Source organism: Methanogenium marinum, from assembly GCF_028912405.1.
In the GTDB taxonomy this organism is placed as follows: Archaea; Halobacteriota; Methanomicrobia; order Methanomicrobiales; family Methanomicrobiaceae; genus Methanogenium; species Methanogenium marinum.
The window spans coordinates 1,916,234-1,935,634 of record NZ_JAKELO010000002.1 but is presented as its reverse complement, the minus strand read 5'-3'; the positions used below and the strand labels follow the sequence as shown (position 1 = coordinate 1,935,634).

The 19,401-nt window shown below is 50.1% G+C and carries 21 protein-coding genes; 6 read left to right on the top strand and 15 right to left on the bottom strand.

Features of this window, described 5'->3' with window-relative positions; genetic code table 11:
• Positions 1 to 703 precede the first annotated feature (703 nt).
• Positions 704 to 1,090: a hypothetical protein gene (locus L0665_RS09680; protein ID WP_274925478.1), complete on the top strand. Its 387-nt coding sequence runs from the start codon at positions 704 to 706 to the stop codon at positions 1,088 to 1,090.
• On the opposite strand, the gene L0665_RS09675 is transcribed toward L0665_RS09680, so the two are convergent.
• The 6 genes from L0665_RS09675 to L0665_RS09650 all read right to left on the bottom strand — a co-directional run bounded on the left by L0665_RS09675 (position 1,087) and on the right by L0665_RS09650 (position 5,650).
• A complete protein-coding gene (locus L0665_RS09675) occupies positions 1,087 to 1,323 on the bottom strand; it encodes a type II toxin-antitoxin system HicA family toxin (RefSeq protein WP_274925477.1) in 237 nt (78 codons plus the stop codon). The genes L0665_RS09680 and L0665_RS09675 overlap by 4 nt on opposite strands.
• On the bottom strand, positions 1,320 to 1,568 hold the full coding sequence (locus tag L0665_RS09670; protein WP_274925476.1) for a type II toxin-antitoxin system HicB family antitoxin: 249 nt from the start codon (positions 1,566 to 1,568) through the stop codon (positions 1,320 to 1,322). Before L0665_RS09670 ends, L0665_RS09675 begins: the two co-directional genes overlap by 4 nt.
• A 266-nt stretch (positions 1,569 to 1,834) precedes the next feature.
• On the bottom strand, positions 1,835 to 2,269 hold the full coding sequence (locus tag L0665_RS09665; RefSeq protein WP_274925475.1) for an ACT domain-containing protein: 435 nt from the start codon (positions 2,267 to 2,269) through the stop codon (positions 1,835 to 1,837).
• Positions 2,269 to 3,570, bottom strand: a complete 1,302-nt coding sequence (locus L0665_RS09660; RefSeq protein WP_274925474.1) for a phenylacetate--CoA ligase family protein — start codon at positions 3,568 to 3,570, stop codon at positions 2,269 to 2,271. Before L0665_RS09660 ends, L0665_RS09665 begins: the two co-directional genes overlap by 1 nt.
• Positions 3,567 to 4,841 carry a phenylacetate--CoA ligase family protein gene (locus L0665_RS09655; protein WP_274925473.1) on the bottom strand — a complete coding sequence of 425 codons (1,275 nt, stop codon included), beginning with the start codon at positions 4,839 to 4,841 and terminating at the stop codon, positions 3,567 to 3,569. Before L0665_RS09655 ends, L0665_RS09660 begins: the two co-directional genes overlap by 4 nt.
• A 215-nt stretch (positions 4,842 to 5,056) precedes the next feature.
• A complete protein-coding gene (locus L0665_RS09650; RefSeq protein ID WP_274925472.1) occupies positions 5,057 to 5,650 on the bottom strand; it encodes an HdeD family acid-resistance protein in 594 nt (197 codons plus the stop codon).
• A 212-nt stretch (positions 5,651 to 5,862) separates the two neighbouring features.
• On the opposite strand from L0665_RS09650, the gene cas1 reads away from it, so the two are divergent.
• A complete protein-coding gene (gene cas1, locus L0665_RS09645) occupies positions 5,863 to 6,837 on the top strand; it encodes a CRISPR-associated endonuclease Cas1 (RefSeq protein ID WP_274925471.1) in 975 nt (324 codons plus the stop codon).
• Here the strand turns inward: cas1 and L0665_RS09640 are convergent.
• Together L0665_RS09640 and L0665_RS09635 are read right to left on the bottom strand one after the other, a co-directional pair.
• Positions 6,823 to 7,044, bottom strand: a complete 222-nt coding sequence (locus L0665_RS09640; RefSeq protein ID WP_274925470.1) for a hypothetical protein — start codon at positions 7,042 to 7,044, stop codon at positions 6,823 to 6,825. The two genes, cas1 and L0665_RS09640, sit on opposite strands and share 15 nt — an antisense overlap.
• A gap of 45 nt (positions 7,045 to 7,089) precedes the next feature.
• Positions 7,090 to 7,389, bottom strand: coding sequence for an acylphosphatase (locus L0665_RS09635; RefSeq protein ID WP_274925469.1), 300 nt, complete (start codon positions 7,387 to 7,389; stop codon positions 7,090 to 7,092).
• Positions 7,390 to 7,503: 114 nt separating this feature from the next.
• On the opposite strand from L0665_RS09635, the gene L0665_RS09630 reads away from it, so the two are divergent.
• Positions 7,504 to 8,010 carry a HEAT repeat domain-containing protein gene (locus tag L0665_RS09630; protein WP_274925468.1) on the top strand — a complete coding sequence of 169 codons (507 nt, stop codon included), beginning with the start codon at positions 7,504 to 7,506 and terminating at the stop codon, positions 8,008 to 8,010.
• Here L0665_RS09630 and L0665_RS09625 read toward each other — a convergent pair.
• Positions 8,007 to 8,888 carry a thymidylate synthase gene (locus L0665_RS09625; RefSeq protein ID WP_274925467.1) on the bottom strand — a complete coding sequence of 294 codons (882 nt, stop codon included), beginning with the start codon at positions 8,886 to 8,888 and terminating at the stop codon, positions 8,007 to 8,009. The two genes, L0665_RS09630 and L0665_RS09625, sit on opposite strands and share 4 nt — an antisense overlap.
• Here L0665_RS09625 and L0665_RS09620 point away from each other — a divergent pair.
• The gene (locus L0665_RS09620; RefSeq protein ID WP_274925466.1) at positions 8,879 to 12,745 is read left to right on the top strand and encodes a DNA-directed DNA polymerase II large subunit; all 3,867 of its coding nucleotides are present in this window, start codon (positions 8,879 to 8,881) and stop codon (positions 12,743 to 12,745) included. The genes L0665_RS09625 and L0665_RS09620 overlap by 10 nt on opposite strands.
• A gap of 113 nt (positions 12,746 to 12,858) precedes the next feature.
• On the opposite strand, the gene L0665_RS09615 is transcribed toward L0665_RS09620, so the two are convergent.
• Complete coding sequence (locus L0665_RS09615; protein WP_274925465.1) at positions 12,859 to 13,035, bottom strand: hypothetical protein; 177 nt, start codon at positions 13,033 to 13,035, stop codon at positions 12,859 to 12,861.
• Between the two features lie 426 nt (positions 13,036 to 13,461).
• On the opposite strand from L0665_RS09615, the gene L0665_RS09610 reads away from it, so the two are divergent.
• Positions 13,462 to 14,763, top strand: coding sequence for an APC family permease (locus tag L0665_RS09610; protein ID WP_274925464.1), 1,302 nt, complete (start codon positions 13,462 to 13,464; stop codon positions 14,761 to 14,763).
• 185 nt (positions 14,764 to 14,948) lie between these two features.
• On the opposite strand, the gene L0665_RS09605 is transcribed toward L0665_RS09610, so the two are convergent.
• From L0665_RS09605 to L0665_RS09585, 5 genes are all read right to left on the bottom strand, one after another.
• Positions 14,949 to 16,199 carry a hypothetical protein gene (locus tag L0665_RS09605; RefSeq protein WP_274925463.1) on the bottom strand — a complete coding sequence of 417 codons (1,251 nt, stop codon included), beginning with the start codon at positions 16,197 to 16,199 and terminating at the stop codon, positions 14,949 to 14,951.
• Between the two features lie 50 nt (positions 16,200 to 16,249).
• Complete coding sequence (locus L0665_RS09600; RefSeq protein WP_274925462.1) at positions 16,250 to 17,143, bottom strand: hypothetical protein; 894 nt, start codon at positions 17,141 to 17,143, stop codon at positions 16,250 to 16,252.
• A gap of 225 nt (positions 17,144 to 17,368) precedes the next feature.
• The gene (locus L0665_RS09595) at positions 17,369 to 18,025 is read right to left on the bottom strand and encodes a DUF47 domain-containing protein (protein ID WP_274925461.1); all 657 of its coding nucleotides are present in this window, start codon (positions 18,023 to 18,025) and stop codon (positions 17,369 to 17,371) included.
• Between the two features lie 13 nt (positions 18,026 to 18,038).
• On the bottom strand, positions 18,039 to 18,914 hold the full coding sequence (locus L0665_RS09590) for an inorganic phosphate transporter (protein WP_274925460.1): 876 nt from the start codon (positions 18,912 to 18,914) through the stop codon (positions 18,039 to 18,041).
• A gap of 11 nt (positions 18,915 to 18,925) precedes the next feature.
• Entirely contained in the window at positions 18,926 to 19,057 is a 132-nt protein-coding gene (locus L0665_RS09585; protein WP_274925459.1) for a hypothetical protein, read from the bottom strand.
• Between L0665_RS09585 and L0665_RS09580 the strand changes: the two genes are divergently transcribed.
• A complete protein-coding gene (locus L0665_RS09580; RefSeq protein ID WP_274925458.1) occupies positions 19,047 to 19,364 on the top strand; it encodes a hypothetical protein in 318 nt (105 codons plus the stop codon). The genes L0665_RS09585 and L0665_RS09580 overlap by 11 nt on opposite strands.
• Positions 19,365 to 19,401: the final 37 nt, after the last annotated feature.

Genomic DNA, 19,401 nt, shown 5'->3' with positions numbered 1-19,401 from the left:
AAAAATAACTGTATTTCATATGTTTCAATCACTACACCATAGCTGTGTGTAAGACAATCACAGGAAGTCGGGATCACATGCAATTTGCTGGACGGAATAATTCTGAACCAAACGTTTTGAACCAGCACCGAAAAGTATGAAATTGCTTTTACTATTAAAAATGGATACTGACATAAATGCAACTGTCTACGTTACAAAAATTCTTTTTCCACCACATAAAGATATCTAATTTATTAAAAGGGACGAGATAAAGCTAATATAGAAAATTCACCTACCACATAAAACTCCCGCAGGACAAAAAACCAGAATTTTTGATAGACAAATCAAATGGAATGAACGAATGATATATACAAATGGGAAACGCGGCCCCGCATACAGGGTAATGCAGGAGAGATGCCACCGCTGGTTACGAAGGGGTAGGAATGAGAACAACGGAGGAATACATCCGACATGCACTCAAAAGACTGAAGAACCTTAAAGAATTTGATAATGTACAGTTTATCATCCTCCATGGTTTATTTGCCAAAGGACGGGAAACGGAAACCTTTGATATTTTTTTCTGCATGCACTACATCGGCACTCGTGAAGAGAGAAAAAAAAGTTCCAATTTATGGGCCCCTCCCTTTTCTGTGATAAACGGTATAACAGACATATATTCAGAAACCTTCCTCTATATGTCCTAAAGGAAATACTGCGGGGCCAGGTGCTGTACTGCCCCGATGAGCGGTTCTTATATGACACAGCGCTTGAGACTATCCGGGACTATGTGATGCGTTCAGGCACCACCTCCCACAACATGCAACACCACCAATATTATCCATATATGCAATCCATCACATCCGTGCAATCCCATAAATATCTCTGTCACCGACAGGAGAATATGACCGCCACCAAACGCATTCCCGTCTCCGAACCGGTCTGGACCTCCCTTTCGGAGCTGAAGAAACCGGGCCAGACCTTTGACGGACTCCTGGCCGAAATAATCGGGAACGAGAAGGAAGAGGAGAACAACAGCGATGATAAAAGTGACACAGATAATGACGGTGCCGGTTGCAATATTCCATCACCGTTGCAGCAAAAAATGATTTAATTCAATTCAGAAAATTCATCTCTTGTAAGATTAGCCTGTTTAAGAATTGATATCAGCGTTCCCCGCGGCACAGGATCCCGGTGAGGGATAATCACCAATAGCTTTTTTCCGTCATCATCCACTTTGTAGAGTGCAATGTGACTTCCCTTGCCCTGACGAGGGGCAATCTCAAACCCGGCTTTCTTTAATTTACGAATAACAGTATCAGATGAAACCAGGGGAAGTCTGGTCATCCCTCAACCTCAAGAACGGATGTAAATTTATGACGGGATGTCAGGGAAGGTTCAAGATCCTTAATAATACCAAGGACACGGGCATTTTCGAGATATAACTCAATTGCCTCCTGGATATTATCGAGTGCATCCTGTGGTGAATCCCCACAACTGGCAACTTCCAGTTCCTGGCATCTGGATACATATACTCCCTCCTCTTCCCATATTGAAACGGTAAACCGCATTTTTGCCATAATATCTACCAATTACTACGTAAATTATTCATCCATATAATATAAAATCTGCCCAAAATGTATGGTTTAAAATATACAGCTCCGTTTATTCACCTCCATCACAGTATGTCCCGATAATTCCAACAGTGTGACGGGGTAATTTTCAGGCGGGGCAATTCCGGTAGTTTCATCTGACCCATTCACCCGTGCAGACCATCCCTGAGCATGGCGTGTCTTCAGCCATTTCTGCAACACACCATGGGTTTAGCGCTAAAAAAATAGATTTTCGGGAAAATACTTTAAGAAAACTCATCCGCACTCAGGAGCGTCCCGCCACGTGCGAGAATCTTCTCCACCGCCGCATCAACGCGGTCAACCCGGAGAATAAGGACTGCTGCCTCGCGGCCTGAGTAGGCATACGAATATTCGATATTGATTTCTGCTTCCGAGAGGATGCGTGCCATCTCAAAGAGACCGCCCGGCACATCACGCATCTTCACCGCGATGACATCGGTGAAAGATACCATGAATCCCATCGCATTGAGTTTTTTATAGGCAGCATCCGGACGGTCAACCAGTGCCCGCACAACACCAAACCCATTTGCCTCGGCAATGGAAAATGCAAGGATGTTTATTCCCTCATCCTCCAGGGCACCTGCGATTGCGGCAAGTCTCCCTGGTTTGTTCTCGGAAAAAACCGAAATTTGTTTGATTGTATATTTTGTTACGTCCATTACAGAACCCTCCTGTCAATAACCCGTTTTGCTTTTCCCTCAAACCGCGGCAGTGACCCCGGTTCACTGATCTCTACATCAACACTTACGTTGAGCATATTCTTAAGCGTGTGTCCGACCTTGCGGCGGATATCGAGAATATCGTTAATTTTATCCGAGAATGCCTCCGGATTAAGCTCCACTTTGACGAGCATATTGTCAAGAGCACCTATCCGGTCCACTTCAATCATGAAATAGCCTGATACTTCAGGGATACTGAGAAGGGTATGCTCCACCTGCGATGGGAATACATTGATACCCCGGATGATGAGCATATCATCCACCCGCCCGGAGAGGCGTGCAATACGCGGATGCGTACGGCCGCACGGACAGGGAGAAACATTCATCGATGTGATATCACCGGTGCGATACCGGATGATGGGAAGGGCCTCTTTCTGGAGGATGGTCACCACCATCTCACCGTCCTCTCCATCCGGCACCGGCTGACTGGTCTCAGGGTCGATTATTTCAACAAAGGCAAGATCACTCCACATATGAATCCCATCCTGTTCTTTGCATTCGGTAAACATCGGGCCGGACAGTTCAGAGGTGCCGTAGATGTTGTAGGCCTTTATGCCCATCTCCTCTTCAATACGCTGGCGCATCTGATCTGACCAGGGCTCTGCACCGAGAATGGCCGTCCTCAGACGGGTGTCATTTTTAATTGAGATACCCAGCTTTTTTGCCGTCTCACCAATGTGTGCCAGATACGACGGGGTGCAGCAGATAGCAGTAACCCGCAAATCCTGCATCAGTTCCAGTTGCCGTTCGGTATTGCCCACCGACGCCGGGACCACCGTAGCACCAATGCGTTCTGCCCCATAGTGCAGACCAAGACCGCCGGTAAAAAGGCCATAGCCATACGCTACCTGCACCACGTCACCACGGCCGACACCGCATGAAGTGAGGGCACGGGCCAGTGACTCAGTCCAGTTATCGAGATCGTTTTTGGTGTATCCCACCACCGTCGGCTTTCCGGTTGTTCCTGATGAAACATGGTAACGCACCAACTCTTCCGGGGTTGCCGTGAATATTTTGTCAGGGTAATTGTCACGCAGATCGGATTTGACCATAAAGGGAAGTTTGACAACATCCTCCAGACGGGTGATATCATCCGGGTGGACACCATGTGCATCCATCCTCTCGTGATAGAAGTTTGAGAACGAGTACAACCGGTAGACCAGCATCTTCAGGAGTTTAAACTGCATCTTCTTCAGTTCAGCCTCCGGCATCATCTCCATATTCGGGTCCCATGTGATCATATGTCATCACCTCTCCGGTCAATAACCCGTTTTGCCTTCCCCTCATAGCGGGGCAGGGATTCAGGTTCTACCAGTTGAACACGGGTACGAAGGTTGAGAGCCTCTTTTAATGCTGCCACCACCCGGTTCTGTGTCCGGGTCAGGTCTTCGAGTTCACCGCGGAATGCACTGCGGTTCATCTCGACTTCAATTGTCATCTCATCCAGGTGGTTCACACGGTCCACATAGACAAGGAACTCATCGCCGACCTCAGGCACTGAGCGAAGGACATGCTCAATCTGGGACGGGAAAACATTGATACCCCGTATCACAAGCATATCATCACTTCTCCCGTGCAGGCGGGCAATCTTCATCCCGCGACCACAGGGGCATTCTTCTTCCAGAAACATCGTGATGTCACCCGTCCGGTAGCGCAGAAGGGGCATCGCTTCTTTCACGAGCGGCGTTACCACCAGTTCACCACGTTCCCCAGGTTCAAGGACCTCTCCGGTCTTCGGATCAATTATTTCTGAAAGATACATATCATGCCAGATGTGGAGACCATTTCGCTCCGGGCATTCAAACGCCGCACCCGGCCCGTACATCTCAGACATGCCGTATGAATCATACGCAGTTACCCCGAGTTTTCCCTCGAGGACACGTCGCATATTATCAGACCAGGGTTCTGCACCAAATATGCCGGTTGCGAGCGTGGGAAGTGTGGTTCCTTCCTTCTCGGCCACTTCTGCGATGTGCATCGCATAACTCGGGGTGCAGTGGATGGCTGTCACCCCAAAGTCATCAATCATCTCAATCTGGCGGCGGGTATTTCCGGTGGCACTCGGTATGACCGTCATCCCGACCTTCTCTGCACCGTAGTGGAACCCGAGTCCTCCGGTAAAGAGGCCATAATTCACCGCATTCTGAAAGACATCCTCATCAGTGAGGCCAATCATTGTCAGGTTCCGTGCGATAAGTTCAGACCAGTTATCAAGGTCCTGACGGGTGTATCCCACTACCGTCGGTTTCCCTGTTGTCCCGGACGTTGTGTGAATCCGCACGACCTCCTTCATCGGAACCGCAAAGAACCCGAACGGATAACCGCCCTGCAGGTCTGTCTTCCGGGTAAAAGGCAGTTTCTGCACATCATCAACCGTTCTGATATCTTCAGGACGAACCCCTGCCTCCTGCAGCATCTTCCGATAGAACGGAACTTTACCTGCCTGCTCAACGGTCCATCTCAGCCGTTTTGCCTGAAGGGAATGCAGAGCATCTCCCTTCAGAACCTCCATCTCTCTGTTCCAGTATTTCATTATGACAACCAACGAATTTTGCCGGGCCGGGCACTGGATATGTCCATATCACACCACCCGAATATTGTATATCCCAAAAAGCGCAGCAGCACCCGGAATAATAATACTATAACTTATGCAGCGATGATCTGAAAAAAGATTGCTATGCCGTAGCATAGCACACCAGATATTTGGAATTGTATGGGTATGTCCCGTTACATCCCGGATTCGTTCAGAGCCTTCTTCATCTGAGACTGCATGATGAATCCAAGAATTATTGTTGCAATACCGATGAGAAGGGCAAACAGACCCATCACCCAGATAAACGCCGCTGTCAGGGCAAGCGGATAGATGATGACATACATGCCGAACGCAATGAAGAGAATTCCTATGATAAAGAAGAGAATCCTGAACCAGTGGAATTCAGTTGCGGTAAATGCCGTATAGAGAGAACTAAATCCTGAAATAAACGCCCAAAAGCCGAGCATAAAGGCAATAGTCAGACCAAGGACCATCGTATTCATCAGTGCAAGGACACCGATGATGACACCAACAATTCCCAGAATGATCATCAGAATTTTTCGCCCGCCGGAGTCTTTGCTCACAATCGACTGGACAATTATGGACAGACTGTAGAGCACGATGATAATTCCCAGCATTATTGCAAGTAAGTCAACGATGAACACAGGGAAGAGCATCGCAAGTCCACCAAGAATGATTCCGAAAAGACCCTGGATGATAAAAACCCACCAGGCAGCGGAGATCAGTTCATCTCCGGAAACCATCATTTCTGTTTGTTCAAATTCCATAGTTCATGTAGTGCATACGAATAATATATATATTCTCCTTTAAATTAAGAGAAAATCAACTCAAAACAGCTAATCTTCGGCATTTATGGGACGTTTTTTTGAAAATGTTGTTTCACCACGCAATGTGGCAGCCCATCCTGCCCAAGAATGCAAACGATGAATTAATGTACTGATAGAAGGAGTACCTGATTACTAATCTATTGTGTGCATATATGACAAGCGAACACTCCTGGCATGTTGTGGCGGGTTTCGGCGCCCACATCAAGTCAACCGGAACAACACTCAGTATTCTCTACAAGGGCGAACAGAAGGAGTTCCCGCTTCCATCAGTACGGCACCTGCTTCTTGTGGGAGGGCACAATATCCATACCTCTGCGGTGACACGCCTGCTGCGACAGGGTTCATCCATATCATTCTTTGATGCGGACGGGACACCTGTCGGCATGCTCAACCCTTTTGGCAGTGACGCGGGGTCTGAAATACGGGAAGCGCAGCGGACACACATGCCCCATACCTTTGCCCGGGTAATTGTCCAGACTACCCTGAAATCACGACTTCTTGCAATTGAGCGTACAGAGAACCAGTTAGGGGAAACTCTGTTCTATAAGGGAGAACAGGAAATCCTGCATAATATCCTCTCAGAATTAGAAAACCTCATCACCATGGACGAACTCCGCCGTGTGCATAAACTCGCCGGCGACATGTATTTTGAGATCATGGCACGCAGCCTCCCTCCGGAACTCGGGTTCCGCCGCCGGACGAACCAGCCTCACCAGGACCCTGTTAACGCTATGCTCTCTCTGGGGTACGCCATGCTCTTCGGCAATGTTATCGTCTCTGTCATTGGCGCATATCTTGATCCGGATCATGGATTATTGCGGGAAGGAGAACGGTCACTGGTAACCGATCTCATCGATCCTCTGAAGACGACGATGGTGGATGCAGCGGTCTTCTCCATTGCACGTGCGGGCCTGATTAACGGCAGGTATGAGGTCAGCACAAAACGCTGCCATCTCAATGAAGAGGTCATAGACGCTCTCATTGCTGCCCTCCGTGCTTCGATAAATCAGGAAATTATTGATGACAATGTGCTTTCCCTTTCCCAGGCAGTGATGGAAGAAGGACCATTTTTCCTTGCATACCAGATTTCAGGAATCCAAAATGATTCAGTATTACAATCCCGATAATGGGGTTATCATCTTCTGAAGAAATATATCCGGACATTCTTTTTTTTCCCTTCTCCACCTGTCTCCCCGGGTGCATAATCCTGACAAAACCATTGCTCCCACAGAATAGAGATGGGAAGAGTGCGAAGAAAAATAACCGACACCCTCATCCAATTCCCTGGATTGGGATAAAATCATCTGATTTAAAAAAACGACGGGCATCTCCATCTAATAATGAAACAGCACCCGGGGTGTGTATAAATGTATGCCAGATTATTCCGGAAATACGATAGAAAACCCGTCAAACTCACGGAGACGTTCTTCTGTGATCTGAAGATCACGGACAACAGCACGAGGACAGGAATAGAGAAGTGATATAAATTTTTCGAGAATAACGGGTTCAGCTGTGGCATAGACAGCAACCGTCCCATCAGGTATGTTCATCACAACCCCTGTGACCGTCAGATTCTGTGCCGTTTTTTTTACACAGGAGCGAAATCCGACATGCTGAACCCGCCCGGTAACGATGAGCCTGACCGTCCGCTGCAGGGCTTCTGTAGCTTCACTCTCCATGGTACACCTCTGTGGGTGAGTTTGGGGGACTTCACAGATAATATATTTGATTTCCTGCTCCACACCGAATAACTGATACCTGTTCCTGTGAAACAGTATGATAATATGGGAGATATGGATGAAATTGAGGGATGCATCGAGACAATCAGGACAGGAGATGTAAAAGCACGTCGTGAAGCAGTCAAAACTGTTGCAGCCTGTGGCAGTGAGGCGGTAGACCCACTCGTTGGTGCACTCATCACCGCAGATGACAATGACGTCCGGTGGTACCTGGCACGGGCCCTTGGAATGATAGGGGAACCTGCCATTGATTCACTTATCTATCTTCTGACTGTTTCAGAAGACACGGACACCGCCAAGTATGCAGCAGCAGCACTCGGAGAGATGGGGGAATTAGCCCTTGAACCACTCATCGAACTCTTAGGTGACGAAGAGGCACAGGTCAGGGGATTTTCTGCTCTCGCTCTCGGGCGGATGGGTGAACCGGCAATAAAGCGGTTGGTGACACTCATAGAAGATTCAGATGGCCTGCGCAGGAGTTGTGCAAAGATGGCCCTGTACCGGATGGGCGGAGAGGGAACAGAAGCCCTCGCACACTCAATGATGAATGATGATGCCTAAATTTTGATATAGGCACTATTATCCAGTTTTTTTATCGTATCTGCAAGTCCCAGACCGTTCACGTATTTCATCAGCTCTTCGTGGTCACGTACATAATAGATATGCGCCGAGACTGAGGTGTGGGAATACCAGCCAACATGAAGACCAAGAGCATCTGCGATGTGCTTTTGCAGATGAGCCAGTGCGTACATGTTTGCACCGAGTGCAGAGAGCATGTCATTTGACCGGAACTCAACATGCATATTGAGGACACCATCCCGCACCAGACACTGAATACGCTGGAGGCAGGGAGGATTTTTGGAACCATCATCATACTCCGGATACCAGGTAATACCCTCTGCCCGCCGGGATGAAGGGTCTGACCTGAGTTTTTCAATGATATATGCCACCTGATCGATGCCATCCCCGTGACCATCACCGCGCGGGTTTCCGGCATCATCACGCCGGGGATAGTCAAAGAGACGGTCATGGTACGTATAGACAAAATCACTATCTGTGCCCTCAATGAGATCATGCACATACTGCTGCATCGCCCGTTCGCCGAACATGTTATGGGGGCTTACCATGTAATCTGCGAATGGGGTGCCCACGTGAATATTGAAGGGTTCCGGCAGTTCCAGTGTCTTTTCACCGTCTTCAGTGACGAGAAAATTCCCTTTTCGCACGATGGTTTTTATCACTTCTTCATGCGCCTTTCCAAGGCAGAATGCACGGACATTAAACATAACAGATATCTCTCCGGAGGCAGCGGGATGATACCAGCGCCTGCCTGTATATACCATTTCTATGGCACCCATACAGATGAAGATAACGAAGTCCCCCGGCATGAACACAAATGATAATGAGTCTCCGGGAGAGACCACATCACATGCATGCATCACCGGAGATGGAAGCTTACTTTGCCGGGCTTGATGCCAAGCTCAAAGAGGCAATTGGGGTCGCCAATGAGGCGCGGGCAAAGGGGATTGACCCGCGGACTACAGTGGAAATTCCGGTGGCAAACGATCTCGCCGACAGGGTTGAAGCCCTCCTTGGCTATAAAGGGGTAGCTGCCCGGCTGCGTGAACTCGCCGTTACCATGCCGCGTGAAGAGGTGGCACTGAAGATTGGTGACGACTTCATCGCACATATGTTCGGGGAAACCACACGCGAGGAGACGCTGGACCATGCTATCCGGACCTCGATGGCCCTTCTCACAGAAGGAGTCGTAGCAGCACCCACCGAAGGAATTGCCAAGGTGGGTATCGGTAAAAACGATGACGGTACCGATTACCTGAAGATATATTATGCAGGTCCTATCCGGAGTGCCGGAGGAACCGCTCAGGCACTTTCTGTTCTTGTCGGGGACTATGTGAGGCGTGGTCTCGGAATGGCTGCGTATATTCCCCGCAAAGAAGAGGTCGAACGTTACGTTGAAGAGGTGAAGAAATATAACAGTCAGGCATCTCTCCAATACCTCCCGTCTGACGATGAACTCAGGGTAATTATACGAAACTGCCCGGTCTGTGTGGACGGGGAACCGACCGAACGGGTGGAAGTCTCCGGATACCGTAACCTTGAACGAATAGAGACCAACACCGTCCGGGGCGGTATGGCACTCGTTGTGGCAGAGGGGCTTGCCCTCAAGGCACCGAAAATAAAAAAGACCGTCGATAAGGTGCACATGGAAGGCTGGGACTTCCTGGACACCATCATCTCAGGGGCATCAAAAAGCAAGGATGATGACGAAGACGGTGAGGATAAGAAACCCGGTGTCAAACCAAAGGATAAATACATCCGTGACCTGATTGCGGGCCGGCCGGTCTTCTCATACCCCATGAGGCCAGGAGGATTCCGCCTCCGCTACGGTCGGTCACGCAACACCGGGTTTGCGGCAGCAGGGTTCAGTCCGGCCACCCTGCACCTCCTCGGAAACTTCCTTGCCGTCGGTACCCAGATGAAGGTGGAACGACCGGGCAAGGCAGCGGGAGTTGTGCCGGTTGACAGCATCGAAGGGCCGACCGTAAAACTCACCGACGGGAGTGTCCTGCGCATTGACGACGTAGAAACTGCTCTCCGCCTGATGAGCCAGGTAGAGGAGATCCTTGATGTCGGGGAGATGCTGGTATCATACGGAGAATTTCTGGAGAATAATCACCCACTCATACCACCAACCTACTGCGAAGAGTGGTGGAGACTGGACGGTGGCACGCACACCCCGGCAGACGAAACGGAGGCAATCGAAATGGCATGTGCAGGAGGCTACCTCCACCCTGCATATACCTATGTCTGGGACGATATCACCGCGACAGACATTCGTGCCCTCGCAGACTGGGTGGCAGCCTCAGGAAGCATTACCCCCAAAGGCCTTACCCTGCCTGCGGATGCGCCGGAGAAGCGGCACCTGGAAATTCTCCTGGTCCCTCATACCGTAAAAGACGGAACCATTCTCATACCTGCCCCAAAGGCACTCTGTGCATGCCTCGGCCTCACTGCAGATCTGAAAAAACGCAAAGAATGGGAGACAGCACCGGAAACCGATGGCCTCTCCCTTGCCATGTACCTTTCAGGAATACAGATGCGGTCCCGTGCGGGCATCCGTATCGGTGGCAGGATGGGGAGACCCGGGAAATCAAAAGCACGCGAGATGCGTCCTCCACCCCATGTCATCTTTCCTGTCGGGGATGAAGGAGGGTCACGCCGTTCTTTCCAGGGAGTCATAAAAGGGAAAAACAACCAGAGCGATACCATCCAGGCTGATGTCGGTCGGAGACGCTGTCCCTCCTGTGGGCAGGAGACCTATAAGTGCATCTGTAGTGAATGTGGCACACACACAGATGCTGTCTTTAGCTGCCCACGCTGCAAGCGTGACCTCAATGGAGAGGTTACCTGCCCGGTATGCGGCGCAGATGGCGTCTGTCAGCAAAAAGTAGAGATCAATATCAAGACAGAGTATACAAACGCCCTTACTGCACTTGGGATGCGCCCGGGCGATGTCGAACTCCTGAAAGGTGTCCGCGGGCTTATTTCAAAGGAGCGGCCCGTCGAACCCATTGAAAAAGGGATTCTCCGGCAAAAAAACAACTTGTATGTCTTTAAGGACGGCACCCTGCGCTATGATATGATTGACCTGCCTCTCACTCATATCCGGCCGGATGAAGTAGGGGTCAGCGTCGAACGACTTGTTGAACTCGGATACCCAAAGGATATTGACGGGGTGCCCCTCACCCGCCCGGACCAGATTCTGGAGATACGGGCACAGGATATCCTTGTCTCTGAGGACTGTGTCGGATGGCTGTTGCGGGTCTCAAAATTCATTGATGAGATGCTGGAGAAACTCTACGGCCTCCCCCCGTATTACAATGCAAAAACACAGGATGATATCATCGGACAGCTGGTGATGGGCCTTGCACCACATACCAGTGCGGGAGTGCTTGCCCGTGTTATCGGCGTTTCAAAGGCCCCCGTGGGGTATGCCCACCCATATTTCCATGCAGCAAAGCGCCGTAATTGTTTTGCAGCAGATACAATGATTGAGGTATTTGACGGTGCAGAATGGCGCAGCCTTCCCATCGGGCACTTTGTGGTTGAAAACTTTGATCTGGAACGGCCCGAACTGGACCAGGTGGGCACGTATTACTCTGACCCGAAGGCATCATTCTGGGTGCATGCACTTGACACAAACGGGATGATACACCTCCGTCAGGTTACCTCAGTCTCTGTTCACCAGGCACCGGAACACCTGATCCGGTTCACCACCTGCCGGGGAAAGCAGGTGACCGTCACCCCGGACCACGCAATGCTTGTGTCTGACCTCGCCTACCAACGGAAGATCCGTGCAATGGAACTAAAGGAAGGCGACACGGTCCCGGTATTTGATGGGCAGATGATGATCACAGATACCATTCAGACAAAAGAATACATCCCGAATTTGGATGAATATGTCTACTGCCTGACGGTGGCAGTTGATCACACCCTCGCTGCAAACGGTATCTTTACCGGCCAGTGTGATGGTGATGAAGACTGTGTGATGCTCCTCATGGACGGTCTCTTAAACTTCTCACGGGCGTTTCTGCCGGAAACACGTGGCGGGTCAATGGATGCACCGCTTGTCCTGACCTCCAAACTGGACCCTGCCGAAGTTGACGGTGAATCACACAACGTTGATGCCTGCCGATCATATCCGATTGAACTCTATGAAGCAGCACTGGAATACCGCCATCCAAAAGAGCTCGCAAAGATTATTGACCATCTGGGAAACCGGTTGGGCACACCCGGGCAGTATGAAGGGGTGGGCTTCACGCACGATACGAGCAATATTTCAGCAGGGCCGCTTCTGTCCACCTATACCACACTCACCACTATGTCTGACAAACTGGAAGCAGAATTTGATCTTGGTAAAATTATCCGGGCGGTGGATGTGGATGATGTCGCAGAACGGGTACTCAAAACCCATTTCATCCCGGATTTGCAGGGCAATCTCAACGCATTTTCACGCCAGAAACTCCGGTGCCCGAAATGTAATGCCAAATACCGCAGGATGCCAATGGCAGGGAAATGCCGGTGCGGCGGAAAGATTATCCAGACCGTTCATGAAGGGTCTGTAAAAAAATACGTCGATATGTCACGAAAGATTTGCAATGAATACGACATCTCAGAGTATACCCGTCAGCGCATCGAGATGCTGGATATGTATCTTCTCTCAACATTTGGTGAGGAAAAAGAGATCCAGATGGGCCTCGCTGATTTTATGTAACATCTATTGTGATAAAAACACAGAACGTATCCCCTTTTTTCCAGCACTTCTGATTAATGCATACAGGGACAACCATACTCAGCATACCGGACAAAAAAAGAAGATTTATGTTTTCAGGATATTGCCTCTTCTCCTGCCCCGCCAACAAGCGGCACCTTCCGTGACACACGCCCATTGACCTGTTTCCATTCTGCCATCTCCCCTGTGACCGGACAGAAAACCGGAGATTTTTCATCCAGCGTTGTTATGGTGCATGGTTTTGGACACATCTCGCATCTAAAAATATTCATCTCTTCAACCCCCATGGTTTCAAAAAAACCGTAGAGTAGGATGCTCCTCCAAACATATAGTAATATGCCAGCATGCAATCAGTGAAACATGCAAAAAACCTTTTAATAAAGAATTCCGCCACCATACGGGATTTTCAAAAAGTGCACAATATTTAATTCAAGCCTTATTTTCAATATATAATGCATGACATTATGACATCCTGAAATTCTCTCTATGCATATTATTTTTGGGAAATTCATTACAAAACAGACACGTTCACCAGTTCCCACAGAAAATCAGGCATATATACACAGATACACAGAGACAACCAGTCCAAAACACCATTCAAAAAAGAGATCTTCTGGAACCCTGTTTCTCAATTTCTGAGTGAGATGAGGCACCGGCGAACATATTACCCCTGCCGTCAATCCACATTCTGAGCACATATGGCACCTGACAAAAACCCATCCCTTCGGCGTACCCTGACATTTCCGGAAGTTGTCATCTCCGGCGTCGGGGTGATCTTAGGTGCAGGTATCTACGCACTGATAGGTGTTGCAGCAGCAGAAGCAGGCAATGCCCTCTGGATATCCTTTATTCTCGCTGCACTTATTGCATCTTTCACCGGGCTTTCCTACATGGAACTCTCATCCATGTTCCCCGGAGCAAGCGCAGAATATGAATATTCCCGCCATCCCTTCGGAAATGAGATTGCGTTTGTCATCGGCATCATGGTGATACTCTCGGGGATTGTGGGTGCTGCAACGGTATCCCTCGGTTTTGCCGGCTATTTTTCCGCATGGACGGGTGCTCCTGTCCTTCCTGCGGCAATCGCTCTCCTGATTGTGCTTACCATCATTCTTCTGGCTGGCATCCGGCATTCAGCGATATTTGCCATCGTCTTCACCCTGATTGAGGCAGGGGGTCTCATCGGCATCATCATTATTGGTCTGCCGTATATCGGGTCGGTTGATTATTTTGCTGCACCGGAAGGGATTCCCGGCATCTTTGCCGCAGCAGCCCTCATCTTCTTTGCATATCAGGGATTTGAGGAGATAGTCAAACTTTCAGATGAGACTGTCCAACCGGAAAAAACCATTCCCATGGCCCTTCTTGTGGCAATCGGAATCACAATTCTCCTCTATATCGCCGTCTCGATATCGGTTGTAAGTATCGGGGGTGCTGAAGCCATTGCCGGATCACCAAATCCCTTCGCTGAGATTGCTGGTCAGGCATTCACCGGTGGTTATCTGATTTTTACGATCATTGCTCTCTTTGCAACGGCAAATACCGCCCTTCTGATGCTTCTCGCCTCATCCCGGATTTTCTACGGCATGGCAAAGAAGAATACGTTACCTGCCGCTATCGCATATGTACACCCGGGAAGGCGGACACCGGTTGTGGCCATTGTTGGTGCGGCCTTCGTTTCGATACTCTTCCTTTTGCCGGGAAATATCCGGGATGTGGCACTCATCGCAAATTTCACGCTTTTCATCACATTTATTGTCATCAATGCCGCCGTTATCAGGCTCCGGCAGACAATGCCGGACGCACCCCGACCGTACCGGGTTCCCGTGGCTGTCAGGAATGTGCCCATCCCTGCAGTCCTTGGAGTTGTGACATGCCTCTTCTTCCTCTTTCAGCTTGACTGGCAAATACTCCTCGTCGGGGTTGTGCTCCTTGTGGGGGCGGCCGTTTTGGGGTGGATTTTGCCTTATATACGACAAAGAAGCGATGAAAAACAATAATGCAATTATATACACAATTTTTTCGCTTTTTTTAACCATGCTGTCATTCATACCAGCAGAACAGTCTCTGGCAGGTGATACGAAATCATGACACAGGGTGAATGTGCCGGAACAGTTCCTCAAACCACATATCAAAAAGAGCAGGGAAACGGATGAAAATAGGGATTGAGGATAAAAATGTCAGGTTATCTCTTTTTGCCAAACGACAGGACACCCACTGCAAGGGCGCCTGCTGCACAGAGAATGCCAAATCCGGGAGTGGATGTCGTTTCAGGAACTGCTGTTTCTGGTGGTTCATCTTCTGCAGGACCCTGCCATGTTGCGAGAACGAGATGAGAATCCTTCAGCATTTTTGACTGCACCCATACTGCCCGATTGCCGTCAATGGACGGAAATGCGACATCACCGTCAATTTTGAGATGGGAGACAGCCCCCGTCTCTGCATTCACGGTAATGAAATCAGACTCTGATATCCCCGTCTCAAGCGCCCAGCCAAGGGTATTCCCGTCTGTAAAGAGGGCATTCATACGAAAGGTTGCTGCCTTGTCATCTTCAGTGAGGTTTTCCACCGGCAGTCCGGTGACAGGACTGAGTGTTACGTTTGTCTGTTCTTTAATGGAATACCAGGTCAGAGTATTGAAACTCCGTTTTGGGGAATCCTCGACTGTCAGGGTATTATAGAGGAGCACGTCCCCCGCCATGGCATAGCCATGGATATGCCTAAATGTTGTATTGGTACGGATGGGGACAGATACCACTGTTCTCTTCCGGGAGGGAATGTCATACAGGACGAGGGCTGATGTGTTTACATCCACGAAAGCAATGGTATCACTGTCAAGGACAACAGATGACGCGTCCCACGGATCCATGGGTAGAATATCTGTCGTCTGTGCCGCAATATCATAGATCAAAAGAGTAGAGGTTTCGGTCTCGTCATCGATCTCTGACCAGACGACCCGACTGCCGTCTGTCTTTGGCCATCGTGCCTCTGGAGACGATCGGATGGACATGTTTGTGCCGGTAGAAAGAGAGTAGAGAAAGACTGAATTGTTTATGTCCAATGCAGATGCATCCTCAAACAAGACAAATGCATCCCCTGCATCCTCAAACCAGACAACTGCATCCCCTGCAGTCTGAACACCCCCGAGGAACGTCCTGTCCGTGCCGGACACATATGCAAGAGAGGTTGTCGTGCCGGCATCTGCATCATACAGCAGAACCCCCCATGGCCATGGCGTAGAATAGTTAATTGCTTCGTTGTATAACACGTCATAAACTACATTGGAACCGGAGATATCGGCTGCACCGGGTCCGGTATCTGACGATGAGATGGTTTCCGTTACCCAGGTACCGGCAGCGAATACCGGGATGGGAAGACAGAGAAGAAGAAGTATGGCTGCCGCCGCGGACCAGCGGAGTTTGGCGTTAATATTCATGATATGAGGACTTGAGTTTGTGCCGGGATAAATATTATGAAATTTCTGCATCACTCTTCCGGACGGGGAGTGAGGCCTGCCCGGCAGCGTGCAAGCATCTCCTCAGTCTCATCCGGGTGACGGATATCGGGGATAATAAGAGCGTCATGCGGCAGCATATGTATCCCCCGGAATAGACTCTCCCAGGGAATCCCATCATCCTCTCCTCCGACAACTGGCCGCAGAAAAAAGCCTTTCAGGGAATCTGCGGGGAGCGGTGCGAGGTGTGTGGAAAGAGGGGTTTTTGCATGATGGGCGGCGGTTGCAAGGGCGGATGTGTCCAGAAGAACACCACAGGTATCGCAGCACTCCGGCACCTGCGCCTGCATTGTAATCCAGAATTCACGGATATCCGCTCCCGACTGTATCAGCGAGGGATACCCGTTTTGAAGCAACACCGCAGGAACAGTGGTGCAGGCATCTGCATACGCATCCCGGATATACCGCATCGCCCGTGCCATCCCGGAGAAGGTTACTTCCTTTGCCTTTCCGGGATGGATGACAATCACGTCAGCCGGCTGTCCCAGATGATCAGAGATGAATACCAGCATCTCGACAAATTCCGTCAGCCAGACACGGTCGTCCCACCGGAGAGGGGCCGCCGGGTGGCGTTTGCCAAACCGGTCGGTGTGCGGAAATGAATATTCTGTATTTAACAGGTACCGAATACCTTCCGGAAGACGAAGCCCTTCACCGTAGAGAGAAGGAATGGCAGCAGGTGTCAGCATCGCATGCATCGGAAGGCCCGTTGCCTCTTCTTCTGCTACACTACCGACAAACCCTGCGGTTATCTCACAATAGGAACACCCATTCCGGGTGGCCTCTTCCCATCGGGTGGCAAGTTCCCCACGAAAGGGATCCGTCTTCTGCCTGAGGGAGGGACAAACATACGATACCTGAGCCATATCTGAAATGAATGTCTTGTCATCAATGGGGAAAAATGCTGTGAATCTGTTTTTTCCGGGTGACAGGTGAGAGGAAGGACAACAACACCGGATGAGCTAAAAAACGGCCAAACAGGCCCGGATTACCATTCTAAATGGGAGCAAACGGATGTGTCCATACCCGGCATGCGGCTCAATTTGCTCTAAGACAGATACCAGAGAGAAAATCTGCCACAAAGAAAACCGTTATGCAAGTCCGACCACTGCCTTGTGCATGATATAGAGCGTCATTCTCAGAGCTTTCCCTCCATCCCGGAGATGGTGATAGATTTCCCGTTTTTTCATGGCATTCATCGCATCGTCCGTTCGGAAGAGGTCTGCCATACAGGCGATGTAACAATCCTCTATGGTATGGACATATGTTCGCCCTTTTCTGATGCATTCTTCAACTTTTTCCTTATCTGTGCCCAGAGATCGTGTCCCCTCCACCACCTGTCGGGTGCCATACAGCAGATTTTCTGACATCTCACGAATAGGGTCATCGGGACTGACATCAAAGGCATGCATCTCGCGGGCGGTGTCAACAGCATAATTCAGGATATAATCGATATTCCGGGAGAGAGTATAGATATCCTGCCGATTAAACGGCGTGGAAAAAGCCTCCATAAGTTTGTCTTCCAGTCTGTAGCGAACAAGATCCACTTCCTTTCCGGTGCTGATAAGTACGGAAGGCGAAACCAGAGAATCTTCATGAATCCACTCGATAAAAATCTCCATGCCGCTGAGAGTGATCTCTGCCTGCTCGACAAGCATTGCTTCAAAGTTATATTCCTGTGGAAAAACAGAGCCAAACAGATTCCGTTTTTTCCCGTTTTTTTCCGGGTTGTTCTTTTTTGTGTCCATATGGTTCCACCATTCAGATATTCTGTATAATCATCAGGATGATACTGGAGATGACCATCGTTCCGGGCATGGTGACGATGACAGAGATGAACAGTTCCTTCCCGACATGCCACCGTACATTCCGGGGGTTATCCGCAGCACCTACACCAATGACAGACATGGTGATGATGTGCGTGGATGAGACAGGCGCACCGGCAAGGGTGGAGAGCCCCAGCGTCACCCCGGATGATATCTGTGAGTCGAGGGAGTGGACGGGTTCAAGCGCAAATATTTTGCTTCCGATAGTCTTCATGATACGCCAGCCGCCACCGAGGGTTCCTACGGTGAGGAGGGATGCACAGGCAAACCGTGCCCAGAACGGCACAGTGAGTGCAGCATATTCCCCGGATGCAAGAAGGACAAGCGCGATGATGCCCAGTTGCTTCTGTGCATCGTTTGACCCGTTAAAGAAGGCCATCCCTGCCGTGGCCACCCAGTTGACACGGATAATACTCCGGTTTATGGTGCGTTTTGCATTCCTAAACAAAAGCCAGGTGCACCTGCGCATCAGGTATCCCCCCACCAGTCCCAGAACGATGGAGAGAATGAGGAAGAGCATGACTTTGACCATGCCGGTGATCTCGTGCGGAGGCACCAGAAATTCGGCAACCCCCCAGTAGACACTCTCAATGCCTGCCGCGGTGATGCCCGCACCTATCAACCCCCCGATAAGGGCGTGGGTGGAAGAGGAGGGAAACCCGAAGTACCATGCCCCGATATTCCATGTTGCTGCCGCAATGAGAGCGGCGAGGAGCACCTGCAGGAGAAGCACACCTGATGTGATAGTGAGAAGACCGGAGAGGGTGAATGCAACTGCACTTCCACCAAGAATGGCCCCCAGAAAGTTCATGCCCGCCACCATCAGGATACCCTGCCGGGGGTGGCAGACCCTGAGGCAATGAATGTTGCGGCAACGGTGGCAGCATCCTGAAACCCATTGGTAAACGTGAAGGCAAAGGCGAGGATTATGGTGATAGCGGCGATGAGGAGCATACGACGGACCTCTTTTCTGGTGCGGATGGTTTTTGGTGCGGGAGGATTTGGTGGTGCGGACGGCGCCAGAGTGGGGGACTTTGCAGTTGGCGGAGAGGTGGTGCCCCACCATCCTGGTCTGGGGGCGGGCCAGACACTCAATTTTTTACGTATTCCCCCACACGGGCTTTTCCAGGCCAGGTTTACTGGTGACTTACAGATGGTTCACAAGGCAGGGGTATGCATGGATTTTTCCGTCAACTGCTGTATTAAGTCTTCGCCTGAGCAGGGAATGGAATGTCTCATCACCCATTATCCGCCACCCTAACCCCCACTATCACTCTTTGCACGGATCTTCAACATTG